We start from the raw sequence: 22,477 nt of genomic DNA on the forward strand, positions 1-22,477 counted from the left end.
AGCCTAAAAAGCATTCTCTACATCGTCAAAATAATTAACTAAAAGAGCAACCACATAACTATAACTTTTCATGCCTTCAGCTTGATTATTTGCTTTTAGAAACCCGCTATAAGTAACTTGAAAAATTGGTTCTAAAGGGTTTTGATGGGTTTGCCAGAAATCTCTCACTTCTTTATAATTGGCCAAAATTCCTGGATGGATTTTCTTTAGAAGTTGATCTGCTTTTGCTTGGTCTCTTAGATACAATTCATTTAAGCAGTAGCGTAATGCGAAGGTAAATCCGGAATATTGAAAATATGGATCTGGATGATTCATAGTTGCTAGGCAGGCAATAAAGTTAGCTTCATTCTCTTTCGCAAATCCTAGCTGATGCCCAATTTCATGACTTGCAGTAGTTGGGATCTTATATCTTAAAATTTGCGTATTTACCTGCGCTTCATTAGTAAGCGGATTTAAATACCCATTGAAGCCCATATAGGTTAATGGAATGCTGTAAAGCGACCTTTTTAAGCTTTTGCCTTCATAAGTAAGTTTTGGATACTTCGTACTTAAACTCTCATAACCTTCAATGGTTTTTTTGAAGAGTGTTGTCTTTTTAAATTTATAATCCACTTTTAATGAATCGTTATCCACCAAACCGGTATGTACCTGATTCGATTTTTTGATAAGTGTTTCGGTTAAAAGTATAAGCTCTTCCGTCGTATAAGTGTTTTTTATTTTTAAGGTGCGGTGGAGTGGAAGTCTGTAATAATTGAAGCCCCAAAAAATATGAAAACAGGCATAAATAATAGAAAATGTGGCGAGTAGGTCTAAAGACCATTTTCTAAAACTTCTAAATTTGGTTTTAAACCTAATATAGACCCATCTAATGATGGAGATTATAAGAAAAGTATATAAAAGGTCTCCAATTGAAAACGGAAAAATTCCTAGAGAAAATCGCATGATTTTAGCGATATAAGGATATATTCCTGTGCTATACCAAGTTTCTATAAAATTTGGAAAGCCTGAAATTATTTTGATTGCAATAATTTGTATTGGCAATAAAATGGCTAAAATGAGACTCGTTCTATTTTTCACTTCCTAAATAAATTCTAATAAGCTTCTAAAAATTTCGTGGTTTGTGAATTACCAATATCTTTGTGAATATAGCAAATATTAATACTATGAATGAAGAAATAAGAGCACAAGAACCTAAAGTTTTATGGAATAAATTCGCCGATCTTAATGAAGTTCCCCGTCCTTCTAAAAAAGAGGAGCGGGTGATCGAATTTATGAAGAATTTTGGGAATAAACTGAATTTAGAAACACTTGTAGATAAGGTAGGGAATGTAATAATCAAGAAACCAGCAACCGCTGGCATGGAAGATCGAAAAGCAGTGGTTTTGCAGTCTCACTTGGATATGGTGCATCAAAAAAATAACGATACCAAATTCGATTTTGATACTCAAGGAATAGAAATGTATGTAGATGGGGATTGGGTGAGAGCTAAAGGAACTACGTTGGGTGCAGATAACGGTCTGGGAGTGGCTACCATCATGGCCATTTTGGAAAGTGATTCTATAGAACACCCGGCAATCGAAGCTTTGTTCACAATAGATGAAGAAACCGGAATGACGGGTGCAAAAGGCTTGGAGCCTGGATTGTTGCAAGGAGACATTCTTTTGAATTTGGATACTGAAGAAGATGATGAAATAGGAATTGGTTGTGCCGGGGGAGTAGACGTTACTGCTACCAGAAAATACACCCAAGAGGATACACCCGAAGAAATGAGTGCTTTCAGGGTCACGTTAAATGGACTTCAAGGTGGGCATTCCGGGATGGATATCATCAAAGGATTGGGAAATGCCAATAAATTGATGAATCGCTTATTATATAACGCGTCAGAGAATTTCGGAATTCGTATTGCTGAAGTGAATGGTGGCGGACTACGAAATGCTATTCCCAGAGAAAGTGAAGCAGTTGTGCTGATAGATGATTTCCAGATAAAAGCTTTTGAATCTGAAATGATGAGTGATTTTGAAGCTATTAAAACGGAATATGCCAAACTAGAACCTAAGATGAACTTAGAACTGGTTAAGATTGAAACTCCGAAAAAGGTGATGGATTCTGAAACTCAAGAAATCGTTTTAAAATCTATATATGCTTTGCATAATGGAGTGTTTAGAATGAGCCCGGAAATTGATGGTTTGGTAGAAACCTCTAACAACTTGGCGAAGGTTGAAATTAAAGATGGAAACATCAATCTAAAATGTCTTACAAGATCTTCAGTAGAATCTTCTAAAGACGATCTTACCAATTCTTTGAGAGCTAGTTTTGAGCTTGCAGATTTCGAGGTTACTTTATCTGGAGATTATCCGGGATGGGCACCAAACAGGGATTCAGATATTTTAACGGTACTGGACAACTTGTATTCTAAATTATTTGATGAAAAAGCAGATGTTGCTGCCTGTCATGCAGGATTAGAATGTGGGATTATCGGAAGTCATTATCCGGAAATGGATATGATCTCTTTTGGACCAACAATTAGAGGAGCGCATTCTCCAGATGAGCGTGCAAGCATTTCATCATCTCAGAAATATTGGAAATTTGTATTAGAGATTCTTAAGAACATTCCGAAGAAATAAAATTTGTTCATATTTCGACAAGCTCAATATGACAAATTTGGTATTGTATACGAATGTCAAGTTGAGCCTGTTGAGATCTATTAGATATGTTGTGTTAAATCATATTTTGACAAGCTCAATATGACAATTAAGATTTGTAAAAGGAGTGTCAGGTTGAGCCTGTTGAGATCTATTTAGGTTTGTATTGTTAAATCATATTTTAGAATAGCTCAATGTGACAATTTAGATTTGTAATGGAGTGTCAGGTTGAGCCTGTCGAAACCTATTTGGTAGATAATTTAAATAATAAAACAAATTGCATAAAAAAAACCCGCTTCCTTTTTGGAAGCGGGTTTTTTAGTATTAGATATTTCAGTATTATTTCTGAATCTCTACTATTTCTAGTTCAAAAATAAGATCGGTATTTGGCGGTATAGCCTGTCCATATCCTCTTTCACCATATCCTAAGTGAGATGGAATATAAATCACTGCTCGGTCTCCAACATTCATCGCAGCCAAACCATCTCTAAATCCTGGGATCATCGGGGCATCTGGACCATATTTAGTAGGCATTGGTTGGTAGCCACCTTGATCTCTTTTTGCGATATTAAGAGCATCATTTTTTACCGCAACTTCTTGCCAGCTTGTGTCGAATAAAGTTCCATCCTCAAAATAACCTGCATAGTTCACCATGATCATAGAGCCTTGAGGAATTTTTGTGTCTTCTCCTTTTTCTAGATAATGTATTTTAACTCCGCTTTCCAGTTCTTCGGTATCAGCTTTTAGCGCACTAAATTTATCGGCATTTTCTAACTTTAGAGCTTTAGAGGCCTCTGCCTTCTTTTCTTCTTCAATTTTAGCTTCCGCTAAATTAGTTTCGAAAGTTTTTGAAGCTTTAAAATTCTTAGCGTCTTTTCCTTTACGAATGATTTTCACACTCTCTAAAACTACGTCTTGCTCCGGCTTGTCTCTTGCAACGGTTTTAACCATACCAATACTATCCACAACAGCTTGTCCTTCCATTACTTTTCCAAAAATAGTGTGTTTCCCATCTAACCAAGGCGTTGGCGCTAATGTGATAAAAAACTGACTTCCATTAGTGCCAGGACCTGCATTGGCCATAGATAATGTTCCTTTTGTAGCATGGCTAAGCGAATCTACTATCTCATCTGGAAATCTATATCCTGGATCTCCACTTCCTGTTCCTGTTGGATCTCCTCCTTGAATCATAAAATCTTTAATCACACGGTGGAAAATAAGTCCGTCATAATATTTTTTTCCTTTGTAAGTACTATCTAACATAGTATGGCTATCACCTTCAGCAAGGGAAATAAAATTGGCAACCGTTGTAGGTGTTTCTTTATAATACAATTCGGTTATAAAAGAACCTTTATTAGTATTGAATTCTGCATAAAGACCGTCCTTAAGGTCCGGATAATCCTCTTTACAACTTACTAGGCCAAGTAGAATGGCACAAACCAAAAGCATGCTTAATCTTTTCATATTAATTAATTATCAGATTTATTAGTGTTTATTTCTTGGGTAATCGTGTGTAATGTTACTTCGGTAATTATAGGAATATTAGTTCCAATTCTATCTTTATCCCCATAATATCCAAATGCTTTGTGAGATGGAAAGATAAATGTAGCTTTTTCCCCGGCTTTCATCAATTTTAGACCTTCTCTTAATCCGCCAAAAAGGTTTTCACGGTCCATAGCATATCTTTTGGTTGGGATTTCGCCAACATCATAGATATAATTGCCATTTAAATCTTTTATATTATAATCGAATCTAACGACATCGCCATATTCCGGCATTTCCACATTTAAAGAATCGGTAGATTTCTCATTATAATAATACCAAAATCCATTGCTGGAAGCTATATAATTTCGGGTGGAATCCTGCTCGATCATTTTTAAGATAATCGCTTCTTCTTTCGCAACTAATTTTTTGTTCCTTTTGATAGATTCATTTATAAACGACCCAGAATTTTGAGTGACTGGTCTTCTGGCTTCAGGAGATTTACATCCTAAAATCCCAAAGATCGCCACAATAACGTATATAAATTTTAGTTTCATAAACTTAATTTTTCCCTATATTCCGGTAGCACGGTATTGAATTTCACAATAGTGTCCTCCAACGAAATATCACTTTTTCCACCGGCAGCATTTACGTGTCCACCACCATGAAAATGAGCTCTCGCAAATTCATTTACATTGAAACTTCCTTTAGAACGGAAGCTTATTTTGATAATTCCATCTGTTTTATGTTCTATAAAAATAGCTGCGAAAATTATTCCTTCCAGAGATAAACCATAATTCACAAAACCTTCGGTATCTCCTTTTTTGAAATTGTTCTTATCTAACTCTTCCTGTGAAAGTGTTATATAAGCGGTTCTTAATTCCTTATTAATTCTTAAATTTTGAAGCGCAACACCTAATAATTTCAATCTACTTTCCGAAGAAGTATCGTATATATTTTGATGGATCTTTGCATTATCAGCTCCTTTCTCGATTAAATCGGCAATTACCTTATGCGTTTCACTGGATGTAGATCTAAATCTGAAAGATCCGGTATCTGTCATTATCCCCGTGTATAAGCAAGTAGCAATTTCCGGGGTAATATTTTTTACAGCTCTTAATTTTTTTATGAATTGATACACCATTTGGCAAGTAGAACTCATAGTAGCATCACTATAGGTGTGATGCGCATAGGTAGCAGGCTCAGGATGGTGATCTATCATTATAAAAGTCGCCTCAGCCTCTGTTAATGGATCCTGCATATCTCCAGTTCTCGAAAGATCGTTAAAATCTAAGGTGAAGATGATATCGGCATTTGTAATTAATGGCTTACAAATCATATAATCTTTTTCGTAAATCAGGATGTCCTCTTGTCCCGGAAGCCACTTTAAAAAATCCGGATAATCATTAGGAGCAATTACATGTACATGATGTCCTTTTTCCTTGAGGAAATGATAAAGCCCTAAACAAGAACCAATAGCATCACCATCTGGTCCCTTATGCGGTACTATTACAATATTATTAGCCCGAGATAGGGCAGACGTGATCTCTAAAATGCTTTGTTCAATCATATTTTAATTCCAATTAAAGCGGAATAGCAACAAAGGTGAAGTAATCTATTTTAATTTCAAAGATTTCTGAAACTTGTAGAGAGATTACCTTAATAATATTGCTGATTCAAACTTTAAATTCGAGCGTGAAATTACAAAATATATATTTTATAAAATAAGATAGCACAGCGCTATTAATTATCATTATATAATGTAGTTCTAGGTCTTTTTCTTTACGATAAAAAGACCATTATCTATATCGCTTAATACAATGTTACCGCTTTCAAAAAAAGGATATACATTCCATACCCCATTAAAATCTGCAGCATTATTTAAAGGGAATGTATCGAAAAATCCTACTTCGTTTAAATTTTTATTTTCGATATCAGAAATATCTATCACGCGCAATCCACCTGTATAATTTGCTAAATAAAACAAATTGTCTTTCACATATCCATTGTGATCTATGGCCGGCAGAGCACCGGTATAGTTCGTATGTAATTTAGGATTGTCAAGATCTGTAAAATCTAGAATAATGGTTCTAGTATTATTTCCTGTTTGCAACTCATCAAACTCATCTCCGACTAAAAAATATTTCTGATTTCCGGTTAACCAGCCTTGATGCGTATATCCCACATTTTCATAGATAAACGTTGAGATATTTTTCGGATTAGATTTATCGGTAACATCTACAATAACAACTTTGTTTTCATTACTTCCAATATAAATTTCCTTTCCTGTATAATCTGTATCTGGACCATTATAGGTTACCACTTGCGCATCGTGACTATATCCGTCTAGATCATAACCTCCCGCAAAAATTGGGTTCAAAGGGTTTTGTATGTTGATGATATGTGGTCCCCCACCAAAAGAGTTAGAGCCTACAACGTAAGCGAATCCGGAAGTCTCGTTAATTACAATGTTATGTGCATGTTCAAATTCATTATAAGTAGCTTCAGCTTGAAAAGTGACCGGTGTATTAGTAATGTTTCGCAATTTTGTAAGGTCAAAAATTTGTAATCCATGACCTTCGGCCTCACTTACAACAAAGGCATAATTTTGATATACTTTTATGTCGCGATGTAAAGCAGGAGGAGTTTGAGAAATTAATTTTCCTAAATAAATTGGCTCTGTGGGGTTGGAGATATCTATAAAAGCGGTTCCGTTATCCAGTCCCAATATAACATATTCTTTTCCTGTGCTGGAATCTGTCCATCCCCAGGAATCGTTTCCTGAGGTTGCTGAAAATTCAGAAAGGCTTATATGAGACATTAGATCGTAATCCTTGCAAGGATAATTCCCTGCCATCCCATTTTCACAAGGATTCGTTGGAATAACTTGCATGCCTGAGTTTTCTTCTAGTTCTTCTGAAATTGTTGTGGAATCGTCGTTAGAACATGAAAACAACAAAAAACTGAAAATGAAGAATAAAGAGTGCTTTATAAAAGATATCTGATGCAAAGGGGCGAAATTAATCATCTTATTAAGGGTTTTCTGAAGTCATTAAAATAAATTTTCTTCAATTATATTGAAACTAGGCTATCGCAGATACCTAAATCTACAAACTACATATCAATAATAGTACCTTAGATTATATACGTTCCAAACCGCATAAAAGTTTTTAAAACTAGAAAGCAGCATGATTTAGCCGAATGGTATTCCTATAATAATCATAAAAGAAAAGGATAATCTTGCATAAAGTGTTCAAATGCTTATTTTTGCAAAAAATTAAAAACCATAATATGGCTACGAATAGAACTTTTACAATGCTTAAACCCGATGCAGTTGAAAACGGGAACATCGGTGCAATCCTTGAACTTATCAATACTTCAGGATTTAGAATCGTTGCAATGAAATTAACTCAGATGTCTCGTAAAGATGCTGAAACTTTTTATGCTGTTCATAACGAACGTCCATTTTTCGGGGAATTAGTAGAATATATGACAAGAGGTCCTATTGTTGCTGCTGTATTAGAAAAAGATAATGCTGTTGAAGATTTTAGAACTTTAATTGGTGCTACTAACCCAGCTGAAGCTGCAGAAGGAACTATCCGTAAGAAATATGCTGCTTCTATTGGAGAAAATGCAGTTCACGGAAGTGATAGTGATGAGAATGCTGCTATTGAAGCTGCTTTTCATTTCGCAGGAAGAGAATTATTCTAGATTACATTTAGATAGAATCAAAAAAGCCGTTTTCTAATGGAAGCGGCTTTTTTTGTTTGTGGTTGTCTTTATTTTAACGGTTAATTCTGTTGGTTTCCTTCATGCTGTCCCGAGGCATCGGGAGTTTCAGCATCTCAATAGTTTGAACAGTAGATCCTGAAACTAGTTCAGGGTGAGGTGTATATAATTACCTAAGTACCAGCTTCGTAATAAGTTCTTTTCTAAGAGCTTCATTTAAAATCTTAATGATCTTCTCTTTTCCATAACTCAATTCTTCCCGTAAAACAGAAGAACTCAGTTGAATAAATAAAGTACTGCCCTCCAATTTTATAGCGGTGGTATATTTTACAATTCCTGGCCCCATTTGTTCGTTCCAAACATCTTTTACGTTTACCTTGTCAAGACCTTTCTGAAGCTTATTGGTAGAAACAAAACTTTCTAATGCCTCACTCAAGTTCATGTTCTCATTCATTCTCTTTTTCATCCAAATCTAATTTTAGTGGTTCGTACCGCTTGTAATGATAAATGATGCCTCGCTCATTTTGTAAACTAATTTTGTTTTCTTTTGAAGCTACAATAATTTCTTTCCATTTATTAAAAGGAGTAGAATAATAAAGCGCCACTTTCTTATCTTCAAGTTTTACTTTTATTTCTTCCGGCTCTCCGGCTGGAATATAGTTGCCATCAAACTGTGGTTTTACTTTTATTCTGAATCCTATACTATCTACGATCTCGATATAATCTACTATTTCATTTATTTTAAAATCCCGAATGGAATCCTTTGTGAATTCAACTTTTTCGATTCCCCAATAGCCATTAATATGTTTTAATTGATCTTCCGGCTCATTATTACAGCTAATTAAAGAGATCATAAAAATTAATAGCATACTAATTCTAATCATAGTTTAAAAATTTTAAAGGTTTGGTTGCTTTCTTTCACCACTTTTTCGGTTCGTTCTGCATGAGTGTCGCTAATAAAGATCTGGCCAAGTTCATCGGTGGCAACCAAAGCTATAATATGTGCAACCCGCTGTTCATCTAACTTATCGAAAATATCATCTAATAATAGAATCGGATTTACTTTGCTCACTTTTTTAATAAAGTCGAATTGTGCCAACTTTAGTGCAATAAGAAAAGATTTTTGTTGTCCCTGAGATCCAAACTTTTTAATTGGATGTCCATCGATCTCAAAACTAAGATCGTCCTTATGTAAGCCAACACTGGTATATTGCAGGATCATATCTTTTTGAAGATTTTCTTCTAACAATGTTGATATCGATTTGTCAAATAATTTACTCTTGTACTCAAGACTTACCTGTTCTTGATTATTCGCAATTTCTGAATAACGTTGATTGAAAATCGGAATAAACTCATTTAAAAATTCCTTTCGCTTTTTGAAGATGATATCACCAAATTCTGATAGCTGCGCATTATAAATCTCTAAAGTATCCCGATCGAACTTTGCGTTAGCTGCAAAATATTTTAAGAGCGCATTTCTCTGAGCTAGCACTTTTCCGTAGGAAATCAAAGAATTTAAATAAATCTGATCGCTTTGGGAGATCACACCGTCCATGAATTTTCTTCTGGTATCGCTGCCTTCTATAATAAGATCGCGATCTCCTGGAGAAATCATTACGGCTGGAATAAAACCTATATGCTCACTGAATTTCTCGTAGGGTTTGTTATTTCTTTTAATCACCTTTTTCTGTCCACGCTTTGCGCTAACCAGAATTTGCTCTTCCCGATCATTTTTTTCTAAGGAGCCTTCAATAACGAAAAAATCGGCATTGTGGTTGATGTTCTGGCTGGTAATTGGGTTGAAATAACTCTTTCCAAAAGATAAATGATAGATGCTATCTAAAATATTGGTTTTTCCAACGCCATTTCTACCTACAAAACAATTTATTTTGGAGTCGAAATCAAAACTGGAGGAATCTAAATTTTTATAATTGACTAGGGAAAGCGTTTTTAAAAACATAAAAGGCTGTTATTCAGCTAAATAATTATTAATTTTATTTTAGTAAAGGTAAAAGAATAGCGCAAAAAGTATTAAAAAATAAGAAATAATTTCCCTTTCAAATAAGAATAAAAATTTTATTTTTGCGACTCATTAAACCAATTTTATGGCTACGTACAAGAAAAAAGGTTCTAAACCTTCTACTAAAGAAGAGAGAAAGAATCAAGTAGAGGAAGAATCTACAACCGCAGAAGTTTTTAACACCTTAGACGAAGGTGCGGGAAGAACAGAAGAGTGGGTTGCAGAAAATCAAAAATGGATCTACATTATTGTTGGATTGGCGGCTGTTGTTGTTTTAGGATATTTAGGATGGCAACGTTTTATTCAAGAGCCTAACGAATTAGAAGCTTCTAACGAAATGTTTCAAGCGCAACAATATTTTGATACAGCTTTAGCCGGAACAGGTGTAGAGAGTGATTCTTTATATAATATGGCATTGAATGGTGGAGAAGGGAAATATGGTTTCTTGGATATTATAGATAACTACGGAAATACAAGTGCTGGAAATCTTGCTCATTATTACGCAGGTTTTGCATATTTAAATACTAATAAATACCAAGAAGCGATAGATCATTTAGAAGATTTTGATGGAGACGATGAGATCTTATCAGCTTTAGCTGTTGGCGGAATGGGAGATGCATTTCTTCAATTAGACCAGCCTGAAGAAGCGCTTAATTATTATGAGAAGGCAGCAACAATGCGTTCTAACGAATTTACTGCGCCTAGATTTTTATTGAAAGCTGCAATCACTGCAATTCAATTAGGTGAAGGTGAAAAAGCTGTTGAATATTTAAATAGAATTAAAGATGAATTTGCTGATACACCTGAAGCAAATCAAGTTGCTGTTTATTTAGGGAAAGCTCAAGCAATGAACTAAAGATTTCCAATGGCAACACAAGGAAAAAATCTTAGCGAATACGATAAAAGCCAAATGCCGGAAGCTAAAAACTTCCGGTTTGGTCTTGTTGTAGCCGAATGGAATGAAAATATTACTGAAGGCCTTTTTAAAGGCGCTTTCGATACGCTGAAGGAGAATGGCGTGATTAACGAAAATATTGTTCGTTGGAACGTTCCCGGAAGTTTCGAACTTATTTATGGTTGTAAAAAAATGCAACAAAGCTACGATATGCTGGATGCGATTATCGCTATAGGAAGTGTGATCGAAGGGGAAACCAAGCATTTCGATTTTGTGTGTCAAGGAGTAACACAGGGAATTAAGGATCTTAATATTCAAAATGACATCCCTGTTATTTTCTGCGTGTTAACAGATCAAAACATGCAGCAAGCAATAGATCGTTCCGGAGGTAAATTTGGAAATAAGGGTTCTGAAGCTGCAGTTACCGCCATTAAAATGGCACAATTAAGAATAGACGCCAAGTTTTAAAACTTTTTTCTTTCGGCATTATTCTTGTTCTTTTCTTTTTGCTCGAACAAGCTTTCTATTCTCTTGCTTTTTGAGTAAATTTGGATTTCCATAAGAAACTAACATATTTTGAAAATCAATTTCTATAAATCTCGCAAGAACACCCGTTATAATTACACGCCACGTTATTATAAAGGAAAAGACACGGGAAATATTTATGATTTTGATTCTAAATTTTCAAAATATAAAAACACTACAAATTCTATAGATTTCGGTTCGCAATGGGCAGAGGCTAGAAGTTCTAGTAGAACTCGAGGCAATCGGGAAATCAATAAACGTGTGATCTATATTATTATCATCCTGATTTTAATTTTCTTGTGGATCATAGATTTTGATTTATCCATCTTTTAGAATTAATTTTCCATGACCGATGTTATTCATCTACTGCCAGACCATGTGGCTAATCAAATTGCTGCGGGGGAAGTGGTACAAAGACCTGCTTCTGTTATAAAGGAATTACTGGAAAATGCTATAGATGCAAAGGCATCTACTATTCAGGTGTATATCAAGGAAGCCGGAAAAATCTTAATTAGTGTAATAGATGATGGCTCTGGGATGAGCATTACAGATTCCAGACTTAGTTTCGAACGTCACGCAACTTCAAAAATTAAAGCTGCTGAAGATCTTTTTCAACTTCAAACAAAAGGGTTTAGGGGAGAGGCATTAGCTTCTATAGCTGCGATTGCGCATGTAGAACTAAAAACCAGAAGAGAGGAAGATGAAGTTGGGACTTGCATAAAAATTGAAGGAAGCCAGATCACTTCTCAGGAAGTTTGTGTCACTGCAAAAGGAACTTCTATAAGCGTTAAGAATCTTTTTTATAATATTCCTGCCAGAAGAAACTTTTTAAAGTCAGATACGGTAGAAACCCGCCATATTATAGATGAATTTCAACGGGTAGCCTTAGCACATCCGGGAATATCCTTTTCTTTAGTTCATAATACAGGGGAATTATTCAATCTTCCCGCCTCTAATTATAGACAACGTATTACCAATATTTTAGGTGGAAAATCCAATGAGAAATTGTTCCTGTAAATGAGGAAACAGAAATTTTAAAGATCTCTGGATTTGTTGGAAAACCGGAATATGCAAAGCGAACAAGAGGAGAACAATTCTTTTTTGTTAACGATCGGTTTATAAAAAGTCCTTATTTAAATCATGCTGTGAGCGCAGCTTTTGAAGGATTGTTGAAAGACAGGGCTTATCCAAGCTATTTTTTATACCTCGAGGTAGATCCTAAGAGTATAGATATCAACATTCATCCTACTAAGACCGAAATAAAATTCGACGATGAGCATGCGCTATATGCCATTTTACGAAGTGCGATTAAACATAGTCTAGGGCAGTTTAATGTTGCTCCTGTGTTGGATTTTGAACGCGATCCTAATTTAGATACGCCCTATAATTATGAAAATAAACGAGCTTCTACACCACAAGTAGAGGTAGATAGAAGTTTTAATCCCTTCAAAAATGAGTCGCTAACTACTTCATCTAATTTTAAAAGTAACTTTAAAAAGGAATCTGCTAGTTGGGAAAGTTTGTATACCGGATTGCAATCTGAAAGTACGGGAGACGATGTAGATGTTCGGCAGATAGAATTTGAAAGCGAGGAAGTTACTGGAAACCTTTTTGGAGCCTCCCAAACAGAGGAGTCGCAGAACACCACTTTTCAATTAAATAAAAAATTTATTATCAGCACGCTTAAAAATGGAATGCTAGTAATAGATCAGCATAGAGCGCATACAAGAATTTTATACGAAGAATTATTGAAGAGCATAACTGTTTCTGCAGCGGTAAGTCAGCAGTTATTATTCCCGTTAGTGCTTCAATTTAATCAACAGGAGACGGAATTGTTAAAGGGTATCAAGGATTCATTGGAGCAAACCGGATTTATATTTTCAGAAATCACTTCGAATTCCGCAGAAATTATTGGAATTCCAACATCTATTTCAGAAAGTGAAGTAGAAATGTTACTGGAACAACTACTGGTTGATTTCCAAAATGAAGTCCCAGAAAACAATTTTTCGCATACAGACCTGCTTGCCAAATCGTTAGCTAGGAGCATGGCGGTAAAGTCTGGAAATTTGTTGAATGCTACAGAACAGCAGCATATTGTTAATGGTTTATTTGCCTGCAAAGAGCCAAGTTTAACGCCGTTTAACAAGCCTGTTTTTATTACCTTGCCGGTGGAAGAACTGGAAAAAAAATTCATGTAAATGGGAAGAATTACAGATACTGTTAAAATACTTATTATCATCAATGCCATCTTCTTTGTTGGCACTATGTTCGTTGGTGATTATACCTATAAATTATTTTCTCTCTGGTTCTTTCAGAATGAAAATTTTGGAGTTTGGCAAATAGTTACCCACATGTTCATGCATGGCGGATTTATGCATATCCTTTTCAATATGTATGCATTATGGGCCTTCGGGAGTCCGATAGAGCAAATGTTGGGGAAAAATAAATTTATTTTCTTCTATTTTTCCTGCGGAATTGGAGCTGCAATTATACACTCGTTAGTGAATTATTTTCATGTAGAATCTGGTTATAATGCTTTAGTAAATGCTGGAATGAACCCAATGGACATACAGCAACTATTGGAAACCGGGCAGTACAATACTTCCATATTGGGCAGTGTTTCTAAAGACACTTTAGAAAGTATGTTTACGGCTTATAATACTCCGGCTGTTGGAGCTTCCGGAGCAATTTATGGAGTTTTAGTCGCTTTTGGTATGTTATTTCCAAATGTTGAATTATTTTTACTATTCGTACCAGTCCCTATCAAGGCGAAAATATTTATTCCTATATTAATTGCAATAGATCTATTCTCCGGTGTAACCGGGTACTCCTTATTTGGAGGGGGAATAGCTCATTTTGCACATGTTGGGGGAGCACTGTTTGGGTTTATTATGATGTGGTACTGGAAAAAGAATCAGTTTGAACAAAATAGGTGGTATTAATGGGACCAGCAGATAAATTCAGATATAAATTGCAAACAGCAACGGTTGTTGAAAAACTGATTGCAATAAATGTTGTTGTCTTTATCCTTTTCTTCTTAATTAAAACCATTGCCTTTCTTTTTAACCTACCTTCAGATTTTATAACAGAGTGGTTGGTTTTTCCTAAGGAACTAGGAGAATTTGTTTTTAAACCCTGGTCTATAATTACCTATTCTTTTCTGCATTCGGGAATCTGGCATATTCTCTCGAACATGCTTATTCTTTATTATGCGGGCATCTATTTCCTAAATTATTTTTCTCCAAAAAAATTATTGACCTTTTATTTTCTTGGAGTTGTAATTGGCGCCTTGGTTTATATGTTGAGCTATAATCTATTTCCCGCTTTTGAAGCTACCGGAAAATCATATTTAGTAGGAGCATCTGCCGGAGTAATGTCGGTATTAGTAGGTGTTGCTACCAAAGTTCCAAATATGAAGATCAGATTGATGTTTCTAGGGTCTATAAAATTCTGGTATATCGCTGCGTTTCTAGTAGTAATAGATATTATCCAGATCCCATTTGGCAATGCTGGTGGGCATTTCGCGCATCTAGGTGGTGCTTTCTTGGGATATGTGTACACAAAGCAACTAGCGCAAGGAAATGATATTGCAAGCGGTTTCGAAAAGTTTATCAATTGGTTTATTTCGTTATTCGATGCTTCTCAAAAAGCGAAACCGAAAATGAAAACGGTTTATAAGAAAAAAGGTGCGAGCCCTTATAAAACAAAAGTTCCAATCATCAACAAAGATGAAAAACAGCAAAAAATAGATGCTATCCTCGATAAGATTAGTACCAGTGGATACGATAGTTTAACCAAGCAGGAGAAAGATTTCTTGTTTCATGCCGGTAAAGACAAGTAAATGAAGAATCTCGGTTGGTTGGATAAATTAATCTTTATCCTAAACTCGTTTATGGCGTTCGCGCTACTGCTTTCCTACTTATTGCCATACGTTCCTCCAAAAACATTTCCTTTACTCTCTGTACTCAGCTTGGGAGTACCGTTACTTATTCTATGTAATTTCATTTTTCTGCTTTTTTGGACCGTTCGTTTTAAAAGACAGTTGTTTCTATCTCTTATTGTCCTAGCGCTGGGCTATAATTATGTGCTTTCTTGGATTCAGTTCTCGGGTGAGCCTGAAACGGAAGGAACGAATAGTATTTCTTTGATGAGTTATAATGTACGAATGTTCAACGCCTACAAATGGGTAGAAGATGATAAAATCCCTGAAAAAATCACCAGTTTTATTGCTGAAAAAGATCCGGATATATTAGTGACTCAAGAGCATTTTGTAGGAGTTTCCGGAATGGTAAAAAGGTATCCTTATAATTTTATAAAGCTGAAAGATGGGGGTTCAGAGTTTGGTTCAGCGATCTTTTCGAAGTATCCTATTATAAACACCCATTCAGTAGATTTTCCTGAAGATGGAAACAACAATGCCATCTTTGTGGATATTGTAAAAAATGAAGATACGCTACGCGTTTTTAATGTTCATTTTCAATCTCTAAATATAAAACCGGGAATAGACGATTTGCAAAAAGAAGATTCTAAGAAGCTCTTTGGACGAATTGGTTATGGGTTTAAGCTTCAGCAAAAGCAAGCGGAAATGATGATGGCGGAAGTGGAAAAATCCCCGTACAAGACTTTGATTTTAGGTGACTTTAATAATACAGCCTTTTCTTATATCTACAAATTAGTTAGAGGAAATAGATTTAAAGATGCTTTTCTTGAAGTAGGAAGCGGCTTCGGAAAAACCTTTAACCTAAATTATTTTCCGCTCCGAATCGATTTTATGATGATAGATGAAGGTTTAAAAACGCAGACTTTCGAAGTATTTTCTGTAAAACTATCAGATCATTATCCAATATATTCTACCATTAGTTGGTAAAAGAATTACATTCCTCTTAAATATTCAACAGCATTGGGCCCTTCATTAAAAAGAAGATCTAAAATACAAAGGTTGGATAAAAATCCATGTTTCTCTTGAAATACCTGCATATATTCCGGGATTGCTACGCTGCTTTTAGCATTCGCTAGACTCCGAAGATCAACTAGATTCTCTGGTTCTTTATTGTATTCTGATGTATATTCAAACTCCAGATCTAACTGCAGACATTCCAGAATGGTTTTAAAACAATCTTGATTGAATTCGTAAAGTCTCACATACTCTTTACTGAATAGTGGAGCAAGTTCGTCTTCGTAAAATTCAAAAAAAGGAGAGGTCTGGTAAGCTGTTTTTAAAGACTTCCAGTGCACGCTTTGCCATCTGTCTTCATTATCTATTTTAACCTCGCTATATTTCTGATGTACCTTAACCTCAGTTTTAGGTAAGTGCTTTATAGGAATATTCAAACTTAGCTTTCCGTTCGCTCCATAAATATACATACGGTTACGATAGGTTTGCTTTTGGAAATTATCCTCTTTCTCGATCCAAACTTTAGACGTGTTTACTAATTCCTTAAACTGAGAAATAGGCCCAAAATATGGTAGACTGACTAAGATCTCTTTCATGAGGAATAAATTAATTATGAATCCCTTTTCTTCTTGAAGAAATTATAACCGAATAATACCAAAAGTCCTATTAAGAAATAAGGCAGATAGGAGGTAGGTTCCTTATCTCCGCTAACAGTAGTAAATAAGCGTTCCCATCGTATTTTATTCATGATACCATCACCATTGGTGTCCCAACTAAACCAAACAAATACAGGTTTTCCTACCACATGATTCTCCGGTACAAATCCGAAATAACGGCTATCAAGACTGTTATGGCGGTTATCTCCCATCATCCAGTAATAATCCATCTTGAAGGTATAAGTGTCAGTAGGCTGTCCATTAAGCAGGACTTGAGTGCCATTAACGCTTAATTTGTTCTCGATTCCTAATTCAGATCCTTCATAAACTTCGATCAGCCTTTTGTAGAATGGCAAAGTTTCTAAATTTAACTTTGTAGTTGTTCCCTTCTTCGGAATAAAGATCGGCCCCAAATTATCCTTATTCCAAGATAAACTTTTGGATTTTGGAAACAAACCTTGTTCCTTATTTCCGGCTGAATCATTTAAGCGCTCAAGAGTTTCAACATTAGGATGATTCTTGAATTTCTGATAAGCTTCTTCAGTAAGATTGATAACAAATTTCCCGGAACTTTGGTCATATCTATAAGGATCTGTAATATCGTATCGCTGATATAAATAATAAGGATCGAATGCTTTTCCTTTGGATGTCCCTATATAATTATACTGTAATTTGGCTCTCCCCGGTAATTTTAAAGGTTCAGAATTAATAAAGATTTTACCATCTACAATTCTTAAGGAATCCCCGGCAACCCCAACCGCACGCTTTACATAATTCGTTTTTTTTATCTATTGGTTTATAATAATATTTATCGGTAGTCATCATATACCGCATAGTATCTACCGGCCAGTTGAAAACTACAATATCTGAACGTTCTATTTTTTCAAATCCCGGTAGTCTGAAATATGGGATTTGAGGTTTAGGTAAATAGGATTTTGTGTTGATTATTGGAATGGTATCATGAACCATAGGAAATGCTACCGCTGTTAATGGTGTTCTCGCCCCATAATGGAACTTACTCACAAACAGAAAATCTCCTACCAATAATGTTTTTTCTAAAGAAGAAGTAGGAATCGTAAATGGCTGAATAAGATAGGTGTGCACCAAGGTTGCTGCGATTACTGCAAACAAAATGGAACTTATCCATTCTCCGGCTGCTGTTCTTGGGTGTAAGCTTCTGTCCTGGATGTATTTTACATCAGCAATATAATTCACATAATAAATGTAGAGTCCGAAAGTGAGAAGTACTAAAACAGTGTCTATGAGTTTGTGCTTACCAAAACTCCGAATGGTTTCAACCCAAACAACAGGGAACATAATTAAATTTACTATTGGAATAAATAATAAAATTGTCCACCACCAAGGTCTGCGGATTATTTTCATTAATACTACAGCATTATAAACCGGGATTGCAGCTTCCCAAGCTTGTCTTCCTGCCTTTATATATAATTTCCAAGTTCCTAAAAAATGAACAACCTGTATAATCAGGAAAAACAAGAACCACTGCGTAATAGTCATATATCTTAAGTTTAGGGTATAGGTGTCTTAAAAACTAATACCGTTACATTTATTAGGTCAAATTCTGAAGCACATCCCTCATGGAAAACACTCCTTTTTTATCTCTTATCCATTCTGCGGCTATAATTGCTCCTAAAGCAAATCCTTCTCGGGAATGCGCTGTATGTTTAATTTCTATAGAATCGATGTCTGAATTGTACGAAACTGTATGAGTTCCGGGAACATTTTCTTCTCTTTTCGCGGTAATCGGAATTTCATTTTCTTCCGCATGATCTAATTGCCAACCCTCTTTTCTGGAATTAGAAATAATTTGTTGCGCTAAACTAATTGCAGTACCACTTGGAGCATCTAATTTTTGAAGATGGTGTATTTCCTCGATAGCTACAGTATAATTCTGAAAAGGATCCATGATCTTCGCTAACTTCTCATTTAGAACGAAGAATAAATTCACGCCAATGCTAAAATTTGAAGCATATAAAAAAAGTTGAATTTTCAGCTTCACAAAGTTTAACTGCCTGCTCATAATTCTCTAACCAGCCGGTGGTACCAGATACTACAGGAAGCTGATTCTTTATGCAAGTTTTTATATTGGTAAGAGCTGCCTTTGGAATGCTAAAATCTATTGCGACATTAGCTTCAGAAAGGTCTATATTTTCAATATTTTCAGTTATTTTATGGGAAATGCTATGTCCACGCTCAATTGCCAGACGCTCGATGGTTTTACCCATTTTTCCGTATCCTAAAAGTGCAATCTTCATATTTAGAAATTAAAATTTAATGACATTCCGTATCGTGTTTTTCCTGAGAACTCATCAAAATTAACAGATGGTTTGAAAGAAAGATCTTCACTAACATTAAACTGTTGTAGATGTGCATCTACATTTGCATCGATGATATTAAGAATATAAATTCCGGCTGTAACCAATAACGAGATCTCTTTGTTACGCTGATAGAATTTTTGAGCTCGGATTAACCCATCTGTAGAAACTCTTGTAACGCCTTCTACAATAAATTCGTCATCTTGGAAGCCGGCTAGTCTTCTTTTATAGGCATCTCTGTATCTATCGTATTGCTTGTCGTTATCCAAATAGAAATAAATACCTACCCCAAGTCCGGCGTATGCAATAGGAATTTTCCAATATTTGCCGTTATAAGCTTGTCCTAGCCCAGGTAAAATAGCCGAGTAAAATGCTGCCTTTGCGGGTGCTAAAGGATTGTATTCCTTGTAATCTTTTTTGGTTTCTACAATAGTATCTTGATTGGTTTTAAGCTGCAATGTGTCTTCTTGCGCCACTACCAAGGTAGTAAGCATTAAAAAAACAATCGCAGATAGTAGATACTTAAGATTCACTCTGGATCATTTTTTTGATTCTATTATAATCTTCTTCTGAAGTGAACGGAATAATAAGCTTTCCTTTTCCTTTGGAAGCCATCTTGATATCTACTTTGGTTCCAAGATATTCAGAAAATTCTTTGATGCCTTTTTTATATTCCGGAGATAAATTTGTGCTTTTTGAAACAGGCTTTTTATTGTCTCCGCCAGATAGTTCTCTTACCAATTTTTCTGTATCTCTAACAGATAAAGAACGTTCCAGAATCTTTTCATAAATCTCCAGCTGAATTTGTGGATCTTCAATATTTATAAGGGCTCGTCCATGACCCATAGATAAAAAGCCATCTCTCATTCCTGTTTGAATAATAGGGTCGAGCTTTAATAACCTTAAATAATTTGCTATCGTAGATCTGTTCTTACCTACACGCTCACTTAATTGCTCCTGAGTAAGATTAATTTCATCTATCAATCGTTGGTAAGAAAGAGAAATTTCAATAGGATCTAAATCTTGGCGTTGGATATTCTCTACCAATGCCATTTCCAAAGACTCCTGATCGTTTGCAATACGTATGTATGCTGGAACTGTTTTTAAACCAATAAGTTTGGAAGCTCTAAATCTTCGTTCCCCGGAAACCAATTGAAACTTATTAAAATCTAATTTCCTAACGGTAATTGGCTGAATAACGCCTAATTCCTTGATTGAAGAAGCTAGTTCCCGCAAAGATTCTTCATTGAAACTTGTTCTTGGCTGAAATGGATTTACTTCAATAGAAGTTAATTCCAGTTCAACAATATGTCCTACAAGTTTATCGGCATTTTTATCTTCCGCAGATTTTATATCGTGCTCGGGATCTTTCAGCAGCGCTGAAAGTCCGCGACCTAATGCTTGTTTTTTGGTAGCTTTCGCCATCGTTTAGTTATTTTTCTTAATTATTTCATGTGCCAAACTTAAATAGTTACTGGCTCCTTTACTTGCAGCATCATAATTTATAATGCTTTCCCCATAACTAGGGGCTTCACTTAAACGCACGTTTCTCTGAATGATTGTGGTAAATACCATTTCATTAAAATGCTTCTGAACTTCTTCTACCACTTGATTAGAGAGTCTTAATCTAGAATCGTACATCGTTAATAGAAGGCCTTCTATATCTAATTTATCGTTATGGATTTTCTGTACACTTTTTATGGTGTTCAACAATTTCCCCAATCCTTCTAAAGCAAAATATTCACATTGGATAGGAATAATTACAGAATCTGAAGCGGTTAATGCATTCAGTGTTAATAAGCCTAAAGAAGGTGCACAATCTATCAAAATATAATCGTAACTATCTTTTAAATGGCTAATGGCCTTCTTAAGCATGTATTCGCGCTCGTCCTGATCTACCAATTCAATTTCGATAGCAACAAGGTCTATATGAGAAGGAATGATATCTAGATTTGGAGAACTCGTTTTTACGATGGCTTCTTCGGCCTTGCAAGAATGTTCTAAAAGTTGATAAGTTCCTAATTCCACAGCTTCTACATCTATCCCTAAACCAGAAGTTGCATTGGCTTGAGGATCTGCATCAATTAGTAATACTTTTTTTTCAAGAACTCCCAAGGAAGCAGCTAAATTTACTGAAGTCGTAGTTTTGCCAACTCCTCCTTTTTGGTTTGCAATAGCAATGATTTTGCCCATTAATTGTATTCTATTTTAGAAGGTAAAAATACAATTTATTATAGGTTAATAAAATGATTTTGTTAACAGCTTAAAAAAATAACCTATTAAGAATTGATGATTAAATTCTTAATAGGTTAAGATATACTTTAAGTAAAATTTTTAACTATTCTTTTTCGCCTTGATCATAGCTTCAAGCTGATCCCACATTTCCTCAGGAATTGCTTCCAGTAAGTTAAATTGTCCAGCTCCTTTAAGCCATTCTCCTCCATCTATCGTGATCACTTCCCCATTAACGTATGCAGAAAAGTCGGATAACATATAAGCCGCAAGATTAGCCAATTCCTGATGTTCCCCAACTCTTTTTAAAGGCACTTTTTTAGCAAGGTCGAATTTCTCTTTTAAATCACCCGGTAATAATCTATCCCAAGCTCCTTTAGTCGGGAATGGCCCCGGAGCAATAGCGTTAGATCTAATTCCATATTTTGCCCATTCTACAGCCAAAGATCGTGTCATCGCCAAAACTCCCGCTTTTGCAGTTGCACTAGGCACAACATATGCGGATCCTGTCCAAGCATAGGTGGTTACTATGTTTAAAATAGTTTTATCTACTTCTTTTTTGTCTATCCAATATTTACCAAAAGCAAGGGTACAGTTCTTACTTCCTTTTAAAACAATATCTATTATAGTATCGAAAGCATTTGCGCTCAAACGCTCGGTAGGAGAGATAAAGTTTCCTGCGGCATTGTTCAACAAAGAATCTACTTTCCCGAATTTGGTCACCGTTGCTTCCAACATATCTTCCACTTGGTCGTAATGACGAACGTCGCACTGTAATGGCAAACAAGTTCACCGGTCTCAGCTTCTAATTCCTTCGCGGTATTTTCTAACTTCTCTAAATTTCTTGAGGTTATTGCTACGTTAGCTCCCAATTCCAAGAAATATTTGGTCATCGCTTTTCCAAGTCCGCTACCTCCTCCGGTAACAACAATGGTTTTTCCTTTTAAGGCATCATCGCGAAGCATTTTTTTTAGTATAATCCATGTTTTTCAGTTTTCAGTATTCAGTTGGCAGTAGCTTTCCATTACGTTTTGATTGCTATCTGTGACTGCATACTTCTTGGTTA

The 22,477-nt window shown here is 35.4% G+C and carries 20 protein-coding genes and 4 pseudogenes; 9 read left to right on the forward strand and 15 right to left on the reverse strand.

Going from position 1 to position 22,477, the window contains the following annotated elements:
- Positions 1–3 precede the first annotated feature (3 nt).
- Positions 4–1,077, reverse strand: coding sequence for a DUF3810 domain-containing protein (locus ON07_RS10840; protein ID WP_010231214.1), 1,074 nt, complete (start codon positions 1,075–1,077; stop codon positions 4–6).
- 86 nt (positions 1,078–1,163) lie between these two features.
- Between ON07_RS10840 and ON07_RS10845 the strand changes: the two genes are divergently transcribed.
- On the forward strand, positions 1,164–2,624 hold the full coding sequence (locus tag ON07_RS10845; protein ID WP_010231216.1) for an aminoacyl-histidine dipeptidase: 1,461 nt from the start codon (positions 1,164–1,166) through the stop codon (positions 2,622–2,624).
- A gap of 357 nt (positions 2,625–2,981) precedes the next feature.
- On the opposite strand, the gene ON07_RS10850 is transcribed toward ON07_RS10845, so the two are convergent.
- The 4 genes from ON07_RS10850 to ON07_RS10865 all read right to left on the reverse strand — a co-directional run bounded on the left by ON07_RS10850 (position 2,982) and on the right by ON07_RS10865 (position 7,152).
- Positions 2,982–4,106, reverse strand: coding sequence for a peptidylprolyl isomerase (locus tag ON07_RS10850; protein ID WP_010231217.1), 1,125 nt, complete (start codon positions 4,104–4,106; stop codon positions 2,982–2,984).
- Positions 4,107–4,111: 5 nt separating this feature from the next.
- Positions 4,112–4,681 carry a gliding motility-associated peptidyl-prolyl isomerase GldI gene (gldI, locus tag ON07_RS10855; RefSeq protein ID WP_010231219.1) on the reverse strand — a complete coding sequence of 190 codons (570 nt, stop codon included), beginning with the start codon at positions 4,679–4,681 and terminating at the stop codon, positions 4,112–4,114.
- Positions 4,678–5,694: a DHH family phosphoesterase gene (locus ON07_RS10860; RefSeq protein ID WP_010231221.1), complete on the reverse strand. Its 1,017-nt coding sequence runs from the start codon at positions 5,692–5,694 to the stop codon at positions 4,678–4,680. Before ON07_RS10860 ends, gldI begins: the two co-directional genes overlap by 4 nt.
- 198 nt (positions 5,695–5,892) lie before the next feature.
- On the reverse strand, positions 5,893–7,152 hold the full coding sequence (locus tag ON07_RS10865; RefSeq protein WP_010231224.1) for a choice-of-anchor B family protein: 1,260 nt from the start codon (positions 7,150–7,152) through the stop codon (positions 5,893–5,895).
- Between the two features lie 263 nt (positions 7,153–7,415).
- On the opposite strand from ON07_RS10865, the gene ON07_RS10870 reads away from it, so the two are divergent.
- The gene (locus ON07_RS10870; protein WP_010231228.1) at positions 7,416–7,835 is read left to right on the forward strand and encodes a nucleoside-diphosphate kinase; all 420 of its coding nucleotides are present in this window, start codon (positions 7,416–7,418) and stop codon (positions 7,833–7,835) included.
- A gap of 187 nt (positions 7,836–8,022) precedes the next feature.
- On the opposite strand, the gene ON07_RS10875 is transcribed toward ON07_RS10870, so the two are convergent.
- Genes ON07_RS10875 through recF form a run of 3 tightly spaced genes read right to left on the reverse strand, consistent with a single transcriptional unit; the run spans position 8,023 to position 9,813 of the window.
- Positions 8,023–8,319, reverse strand: coding sequence for a DUF721 domain-containing protein (locus ON07_RS10875; protein ID WP_010231230.1), 297 nt, complete (start codon positions 8,317–8,319; stop codon positions 8,023–8,025).
- Positions 8,300–8,737: a hypothetical protein gene (locus tag ON07_RS10880; RefSeq protein ID WP_010231233.1), complete on the reverse strand. Its 438-nt coding sequence runs from the start codon at positions 8,735–8,737 to the stop codon at positions 8,300–8,302. Before ON07_RS10880 ends, ON07_RS10875 begins: the two co-directional genes overlap by 20 nt.
- Positions 8,734–9,813: a DNA replication/repair protein RecF gene (gene recF / locus ON07_RS10885; RefSeq protein ID WP_010231235.1), complete on the reverse strand. Its 1,080-nt coding sequence runs from the start codon at positions 9,811–9,813 to the stop codon at positions 8,734–8,736. Before recF ends, ON07_RS10880 begins: the two co-directional genes overlap by 4 nt.
- A 145-nt stretch (positions 9,814–9,958) precedes the next feature.
- Here recF and ON07_RS10890 point away from each other — a divergent pair, with 145 nt between their 5' ends.
- The 7 genes and pseudogenes from ON07_RS10890 to ON07_RS10920 all read left to right on the forward strand — a co-directional run bounded on the left by ON07_RS10890 (position 9,959) and on the right by ON07_RS10920 (position 16,160).
- Positions 9,959–10,729: a tetratricopeptide repeat protein gene (locus ON07_RS10890; RefSeq protein ID WP_010231238.1), complete on the forward strand. Its 771-nt coding sequence runs from the start codon at positions 9,959–9,961 to the stop codon at positions 10,727–10,729.
- Between the two features lie 9 nt (positions 10,730–10,738).
- Complete coding sequence (gene ribH / locus ON07_RS10895) at positions 10,739–11,236, forward strand: 6,7-dimethyl-8-ribityllumazine synthase (RefSeq protein ID WP_010231241.1); 498 nt, start codon at positions 10,739–10,741, stop codon at positions 11,234–11,236.
- A gap of 108 nt (positions 11,237–11,344) precedes the next feature.
- Complete coding sequence (locus ON07_RS10900; protein WP_010231244.1) at positions 11,345–11,626, forward strand: hypothetical protein; 282 nt, start codon at positions 11,345–11,347, stop codon at positions 11,624–11,626.
- A 12-nt stretch (positions 11,627–11,638) separates the two neighbouring features.
- A pseudogene (gene mutL, locus ON07_RS15305) lies at positions 11,639–13,491 on the forward strand (DNA mismatch repair endonuclease MutL).
- Positions 13,492–14,235, forward strand: a complete 744-nt coding sequence (locus tag ON07_RS10910) for a rhomboid family intramembrane serine protease (protein WP_010231247.1) — start codon at positions 13,492–13,494, stop codon at positions 14,233–14,235. It begins immediately after the preceding pseudogene.
- Positions 14,235–15,134: a rhomboid family intramembrane serine protease gene (locus ON07_RS10915; protein WP_010231250.1), complete on the forward strand. Its 900-nt coding sequence runs from the start codon at positions 14,235–14,237 to the stop codon at positions 15,132–15,134. Before ON07_RS10910 ends, ON07_RS10915 begins: the two co-directional genes overlap by 1 nt.
- Complete coding sequence (locus tag ON07_RS10920; protein WP_029331840.1) at positions 15,135–16,160, forward strand: endonuclease/exonuclease/phosphatase family protein; 1,026 nt, start codon at positions 15,135–15,137, stop codon at positions 16,158–16,160.
- Positions 16,161–16,165: 5 nt separating this feature from the next.
- Here the strand turns inward: ON07_RS10920 and ON07_RS10925 are convergent, their stop codons facing one another.
- From ON07_RS10925 to ON07_RS15320, 7 genes and pseudogenes are all read right to left on the reverse strand, one after another.
- Positions 16,166–16,783, reverse strand: coding sequence for a WbqC family protein (locus tag ON07_RS10925; RefSeq protein ID WP_010231258.1), 618 nt, complete (start codon positions 16,781–16,783; stop codon positions 16,166–16,168).
- Positions 16,784–16,797: 14 nt separating this feature from the next.
- Positions 16,798–18,361 (reverse strand): annotated as a pseudogene (gene lepB / locus ON07_RS15310) (signal peptidase I).
- 52 nt (positions 18,362–18,413) lie between these two features.
- Positions 18,414–19,119: pseudogene (gene dapB, locus ON07_RS15315) on the reverse strand (4-hydroxy-tetrahydrodipicolinate reductase).
- Positions 19,120–19,121: 2 nt separating this feature from the next.
- Positions 19,122–19,712: a DUF5683 domain-containing protein gene (locus ON07_RS10940; RefSeq protein ID WP_010231260.1), complete on the reverse strand. Its 591-nt coding sequence runs from the start codon at positions 19,710–19,712 to the stop codon at positions 19,122–19,124.
- Positions 19,702–20,604 carry a ParB/RepB/Spo0J family partition protein gene (locus ON07_RS10945; protein ID WP_010231262.1) on the reverse strand — a complete coding sequence of 301 codons (903 nt, stop codon included), beginning with the start codon at positions 20,602–20,604 and terminating at the stop codon, positions 19,702–19,704. Before ON07_RS10945 ends, ON07_RS10940 begins: the two co-directional genes overlap by 11 nt.
- A 3-nt stretch (positions 20,605–20,607) precedes the next feature.
- Positions 20,608–21,372, reverse strand: coding sequence for a ParA family protein (locus ON07_RS10950; RefSeq protein WP_010231264.1), 765 nt, complete (start codon positions 21,370–21,372; stop codon positions 20,608–20,610).
- Positions 21,373–21,513: 141 nt separating this feature from the next.
- A pseudogene (locus ON07_RS15320) lies at positions 21,514–22,376 on the reverse strand (SDR family oxidoreductase).
- Between the last annotated feature and the right edge of the window lie 101 nt (positions 22,377–22,477).

Source organism: Gillisia marina (assembly GCF_000258765.1).
In the GTDB taxonomy this organism is placed as follows: Bacteria; Bacteroidota; Bacteroidia; order Flavobacteriales; family Flavobacteriaceae; genus Gillisia; species Gillisia marina.